The organism is Hyella patelloides LEGE 07179, from assembly GCF_900659865.1.
Taxonomy (GTDB): Bacteria; Cyanobacteriota; Cyanobacteriia; order Cyanobacteriales; family Xenococcaceae; genus Hyella; species Hyella patelloides.
In genome coordinates this window covers 1-6,669 of the sequence record NZ_LR214099.1, presented here as the reverse complement: position 1 = coordinate 6,669, position 6,669 = coordinate 1, and the positions used below count along the sequence as shown (strand labels likewise).

Annotated in this window: 4 protein-coding genes; 3 read left to right on the top strand and 1 reads right to left on the bottom strand. The window is 36.9% G+C overall.

From position 1 onward, the window contains the following. The first annotated feature begins 289 nt into the window (after window positions 1-289). A complete protein-coding gene (locus tag H1P_RS29625) occupies window positions 290-1,861 on the top strand; it encodes a CPBP family intramembrane glutamic endopeptidase (protein WP_144874512.1) in 1,572 nt (523 codons plus the stop codon). Window positions 1,862-2,351: 490 nt separating this feature from the next. After that, the gene (locus H1P_RS29620; RefSeq protein ID WP_144874510.1) at window positions 2,352-3,038 is read left to right on the top strand and encodes an Npun_F0296 family exosortase-dependent surface protein; all 687 of its coding nucleotides are present in this window, start codon (window positions 2,352-2,354) and stop codon (window positions 3,036-3,038) included. Here the strand turns inward: H1P_RS29620 and H1P_RS29615 are convergent. After that, the gene (locus tag H1P_RS29615; protein ID WP_144874508.1) at window positions 3,035-5,740 is read right to left on the bottom strand and encodes a CBS domain-containing protein; all 2,706 of its coding nucleotides are present in this window, start codon (window positions 5,738-5,740) and stop codon (window positions 3,035-3,037) included. The two genes, H1P_RS29620 and H1P_RS29615, sit on opposite strands and share 4 nt — an antisense overlap. Window positions 5,741-5,815: 75 nt before the next feature. Between H1P_RS29615 and H1P_RS29610 the strand changes: the two genes are divergently transcribed. Then, window positions 5,816-6,331, top strand: a complete 516-nt coding sequence (locus tag H1P_RS29610; RefSeq protein WP_144874506.1) for a GNAT family N-acetyltransferase — start codon at window positions 5,816-5,818, stop codon at window positions 6,329-6,331. Window positions 6,332-6,669 lie beyond the last annotated feature (338 nt).

Below are 6,669 nucleotides of genomic sequence, written 5' to 3'. Positions count from 1 at the left end.
TATTTGTTTGAGATAGTCGATTAAGCTTTTATCCATTATTTTGGGGTCTAGAAGCGTAAATTTCGAGTTTTTTGCCTCTAAAGCTTTAATTTATCTCTTTTTACTCTAGAATGAAACAGCCCTACCAAATGCTACGGGGATAAACACCCCAAGGCATCGGGTGTAAACTTCTTACGCCGATAGATATTATCCCGCTTGATGGGACGCGGGGGGTCTGACCGCTTATCCCTATCCCTCCTCTGTGTGGGATAATTCCAAGAGGGATCAATTACTATTTTATGGAGCATTCATGACCGCAAAGCGATTAATTCTAGGTTTACTCACCTTACTGGCGATCGCCAGAGTCTTATTGTCTCTTGGTGGAAGTTTAGCAGAACCTCAAATCAACAGTAAATTAGAACTATATCAAACTAATTTGGTACTCTATGCTTCTGAGTTGCAATTAGATAACGAAGATGGTGATTTAAGTAGTGCGATCGCTGCGGGATTAGGAGACGATCCCACTGCTGCTGCTATCAAGCAATATGACAAGACTCGCCAAGAAGTAATTGATGTTCGTCAGGCGTTTGAAAAACAGTTAAATCTTGTGGCAGCCAATTCTAGCAGTAGCTTATCAGATAATAATAATACCCTAGAAGTAAGCGACCGCGAAACTACCATACCAAGACAACAATTAAAACAACAAGTCAGGGAATTAAATAGCTTTATTGATGAAATAGATCTCAAACGAGGTATTTTAGCAGCAGAGAATGATAATACCACCTCTGCCCAAGAAATTTGGCAACAATTAATTACTCGCATTGATGATACTGAAGATGAATATTCGCAAACAGCATCAGTACTAAGCAAATTATGGTCAGATAGTTCCGAAGTTGTTACCGAAGCAGAAACCACCATTACAGGTAATCTCGATAGCTGGTTTCGCGATCGCTCTTTGATTAAACTCTATACGGTTACAGATAATACTACCCAATTAACAGCATTAAATGATGCCCAACAACAAATAGCATCTCAAGCAATCATTAAGCTAGCTTTTATTAGTGGTATTCCTTTTTTGGGAGGCTTTATTGGCTTGATTTTGCTAATTACCCTATCAGTGCAATTCTTGTTGAAAAAAGAAAACTCTTTACTGGCAACTAATAGTAAACTTACTTGGGAAACTCCTTGGAACTGGGAAATTACTTGGCAAGTTATTATTGTTGGCTTCTTTTTTATCGGGCAATTTTTACTACCTTTCTTTTTAGGTATCGTTGGTTTTAATGTAGTAGAAGCTAGCCTCAGAATAAAAGCTCTTTATATTTTATTTACATACGTTTTAATGGCAGCAGGGGGCATTATTGTTCTCTATTTATCTGTCAAGTCTTATTTCCCATTGCCTAAAGAATGGTTTAACATAAAGTTTTTTGATAACTGGTTTTTTTGGGGACTTGGCGGTTATTTAGTTGCTATTCCTTGTGTGCTATTAGTGTCTTTAATTAATCAGCAAATCTGGAACGGACAAGGAGGTAGTAATCCTTTACTTTATTTAGCTCTCCAAGCACAAGATAAAGTTGCCTTAGCTATCTTTTTCTTCACTGCTTCCATTGCTGCGCCAATTTTTGAGGAAATCATTTTTAGAGGATTTTTATTACCATCTTTAACTCGTTATTTATCAGTAACCACCTCTATTATAGTTAGTGGTTTCTTGTTTGCGATCGCTCATTTAAGTCTAGCAGAAGTTTTACCCCTAGCTACTTTAGGAATTCTTTTAGGTGTAGTTTATACTCGTTCTCGTAATATTCTTGCACCTATGTTAGTTCACAGTCTTTGGAACAGTGGCACTCTTTTAAGTTTATTTGTTTTAGGTAGTGGAACTACTTAGTTAGATATCTTTGCTGTGGGTAAAGGAAGAAACTAAAAAAATTACGTAATTCTGGCAATACAGATAATTATAAATAGGGGCTTGGCATTGCCAAGCCTTTACAATATCTCTTATTGGGGCAGAAAAGCGCAAAGATACTGTTGATTTCCGAACCTTATGGTTTTTAATTCAGTAATTTTACTGACAAGTAATTCCCATAATAATTATCTTTTAAAACAGCTATTCAAACTGTGGTCTATCGTAGTAACTATTTATTTGTTTATATTATCTTTACAGAATTACTAGTTTATTTAGTAAACTTTTTATCTTATTTGCTTCTTGTTTTTTGTTAGCTGTATTAAATTTTATATAACACTATTAATCTTTAGTTGAACTTTAAAAAAAATTCAGTATTTTTGCTCATGTATAAATACTATTATCTTTTGTAAAATCATTAGTGACTAAGTACAATAAATCACCTAAATATATTTTAAATCTAGAAATAATAACTATGAAAATATTAGAAAAATTAGTTTTAGCTAGTACTACTTGCTTAATTACTACTGCACCCGTACAAGCTTTTACAGTAACTGTAGAAGAACCAACAGTACAAACAGAACAACTTGCTGACGATCTTTTTCTGATTGATTTTGATAATTTAACTGTTAATAGTACTGATTCTTTTAGTGAGACTAATAGCTCTACTTCTAGTACCTATACTTATAGTGAAGATTTAATAATTCAATCAACGAATATTTATGGAGGAGCAGATAATACTCCTTATATAGAACCTGCAAATAAACCTGAAAGTTTTGCCGTTTCAGTAAATACACCTCAAAAATATTTTGGTCTTTGGTGGTCAGCAGGGGACTCATCGAACATCCTTACTTTTAAAAGATCTGGGACTGTTGTAGCTACTTTTAATACCGCAAATGTTATTAGTACAGTAGGAACATTACCCAATGGTGATGACTATTATTGTAATCCTACCTCTTCATTTAGCGGTCAAGTTTGTAATGAACCCTATGTCTTTATCAATTTCTTTTTTGAAGGATTAGAAGAATATGACGAAATTGTTTTTAAAGCTACTGCTTCTGGAGGTAATTTTGAGTCAGATAATCACACTTTTTCTGTAGATGAACAACCCATTAGAGGAGAAATTGTCCCTACTGAATCATCTTTTATCTATGCAGATTAGTACTTATCTTTAATAAAAGCCTCTGCTTCTTGCTGGTTAGTAATTTTACTATCCAAGGTTGCTGCTAATAAATCATTGAGCATTTGCTTGTATAAAGGACTAGGTTTATAGCCTAGTTCTTTGAGATCGTTACCGTTTAAAATTGGTTTGACTTGAGATAACTTCGTCAAATATTGCCAAAGAATTTTACGAATTTCTGGGGAACTTCTGACCCCTAATAAAATTAATCCGACATACTTGTAAGAATTTAATAATTGATATATTTCACTGGGAAGTTGCTTTTTAGGTAACTGTGGAATAATTTCTGTAGCTATTTGGTCTAGTTGTCTAACTCTTTGAATACTATCTTTGGGTAATTGTAAGTTAACTGCAACAATTTCTCTTTCAGAAGTTGGTAAAGAACAAATTAATATTTCTAATCTGATTAACCAATGCTGTAGCTGATTTTCTGGATCGAGATAATATAGCCAACGGGAAATGCAACGGATTTCCCACCATAGCTGAGGAGTTAGCTGTAAGTCTTGATGTAAACAGCGTAACGCACCCAAGTCAGCCAATAATTTTAATGCAGGTTTCCAATACTCAGCCTGTAAAATATACTTTAATTCAGCACGTAATCTAGTTGTTAAAGCAGGAGCTTGGCGATCGCTCAAACGAAGTCTTTCATAAACGCCACTGTCGATCGCATATTTAATATATTCTTCTGTTTGTGGTTCGATAGTAAAATGCAACCTTACCGCAAATCTTACCGCACGATAGATACGGGTAGGGTCTTCGATAAAACTATTTGCATGGAGAACCCTGATTTTACGCGCTTTCAAATCAATTAATCCCCCAAAAAAGTCCAATAAGTCTCCTTTACGGGAAAATTCTTGCTTACGGGGAGGTGTTAACCTGACTGCTAAAGCATTAATTGTAAAATCTCGCCGATACAAGTCCTGACGGATAGAACTAGCTTCTACTTCAGGATTAGCAGCAGGATAGGGATAAAATTCGGTTCTCGCTGTAGCAATATCTAACCAGAGGTTGTCCAGTATGGGGTCTTTGTGCCACAGTAAAGCAGCAGTTTGAAATTCTCCGTGAATCGAAAGGCGAGACTGGGGATATTTTTCCCGAATCGTATTAGCCAGGGTAACACCCGATCGATCGTCTGCTGCGCGGTGGAAACCATCTACCACTAAATCAATATCTTGTAATAGCAAGGGTTTATCGTCTTCTGTGAGTAACAAATCTCTGACACCACCCCCGACAATGTAAAGATTCCAACCTCGATCTTGTGCTTCATTGGCAATGCAAGATAATAATTGCCAAATAGGTTGGGCTAATCTGCTTTTGAGAGTGGGTAATAAGCAAGAAGTTAGCGCAGGGGTTTTATCGTCAGTGGTGTTTGATTCTTCGCGATTTTGGTGTAACTGACGCAACACATCAGTACGAGTAACTACCCCAATTAATTCTTCTTGTTCTAAAACTGGTAATCTCCCCACGTCGTAAGTCACCATTAATGATTCAATTTCAGGTAAGGTAGTTCCGAGACTGATAGTTTTGAGATTTCTTGTCATGTAGCCTTTGACTGGTGCGTGAGAAAAGCCATGGTGTAAAGCTAAATCGAGATCGCGACGGGAAATCACTCCGACTAATTTTCCTTCAGCGTCAACTACAGATAACCCCGAATGTCCGTAACGAAATAAGATTCTTTGAGCTTGTTCTATAGTAGTATCGGGGCGAATTGTTCTTACAGGAGAAGACATTAAATCCCTTGCGGTGGGAGGTTCGGGAATTTGCAATTTGAGACTATCAACTAACTCTTGAAAGACTGTCTCTGGTTTCTCTGTAGAAATAGTCATCGAAGCTGCTTGAGAATGTCCTCCACCACCATGAGGAGTAAATAGTTGATTGAGATTGGTTTCTCGAATACTCGACCTTCCAATGATAGCCAATTTATTGCTTCCTTTTCGTTGATACTCATGTCCTAGTAACAGGGCATCACTTTCTGTAAGATCGACTAATCTAGAAGTCAGACTAGATAATCCTCTAACAAATTCTGGGGTTTTCAATAATACCGCAGCGATTTTATATCCCCGCATCTCAATTATTTTCAATGCAGATAAAGCCTGTTGCAACAATACCTGTAACTGTGGAGATAAACCAGGCTCGACATATTCTGCTATGGTTTTGACATTAGCACCCTGCTCCATTAACCAAGCTAAAGCTCTAGCATCACGGGAAGTGGTTTGATCGTAAGTCAGCGAACCCGTATCAACATGAATACCTAAAGCCATTGCTGTAGCTTCAAAAGCTGTAGGAGTAATCTGTTCTTGTTGTAATAACTCTGCGATAACTGTGGTGATTGCACCAACTTCTTCGATATAGGCTTGCGCTGCATTAATATCTGAATCCAAATCGCAATGATGATCGTATACTTCTATGTTGGTCACGTTAGGTAAATCAAACCAACTAGCAGCTTGACCTAAGCGATCGCTTTTTTGAGTATCGGGAATATACAGCGCTCGAATATTTTCAGGAGTAACACTACGCAATTCTATCAAAGGAAACTCATCTCGATGTAACGCCAAGAATTCCCCTACTGTGGGATGAGTACCACCAGTCAAAACTATTTTTGCACCTTTTTTTAACAGCGATAACCCCACTGCTGCACCCAGCGAATCAAAATCTGCGGTTTGATGACATAAAATTAAATCCATTATTTCCAGTTATTAGTTGTAGGGGCGGGCTATTTGCCCTCACCGTTATCAATTGCCAAATCGCTATCAGAAACTATGATTATTGCAGAAACATCCAGATTAATCTTACGTCATTTCACCCCTAATGATGTGGATGCTTTAATCCCGATTCTTGGAGAGCCTGAAGTAATGCGCTATTCAATTGATGGAGTCAAGACGCGCTTTCAGATAACACACTTTTTAGATCGGGTGCTGGATTACTATTGGCAATACAACTTTAGTTTATATGCAGTAATCGAAAAAGATACTAAACAGTTAATTGGTTTTTGTGGTTTATTACCCTGGAAATTTGAAGCTAAAATAGAAATAGAAATCGCCTATCGTCTTGCTACAGCTTATTGGGGTAAAGGTTTCGCTACAGAAGCAGCAACAGCAGTTCGCGATCATGCTTGGCAAAAGTTAGGAATTAAAAATTTATTTTGTATTATTGCACCCGAAAATAGGCGATCGATTCGTGTCGCTCAAAAGTTAGGGATGATCTATCAAAAAGATGCTGTTGTTTACGGTTTAAAAGTCAAGATTTATAGGGTATCTCATTATGAGGTTAGATAATTATATGAGTTGGAATGCTCTGATTTAAAATTGACAAGATGTTCTGAAAAGTATTGTCAGAATTTTACCTAGTTGATGGCAATAAACCTTGGGTCTTTAAGTCCATCTTTTTGTTTTAGTAAAATCGCAATGTTAGAACCGTCCCAATACTGTTCGGTTAAGCTAAAAATATGAGTTAATGAGAGTACCCGTAACCAAAAGCCTATGGAATTAACGGGACTTAAACAATTTTGACGTTAAAAATAAGGTAGAATGCTTTAGTTAAGAGACTTGAGCATTATTATTTAAAGCGATCGCAATCATGAGAGAAACTACTCCCGCAGCCATGCCTCCCTGCA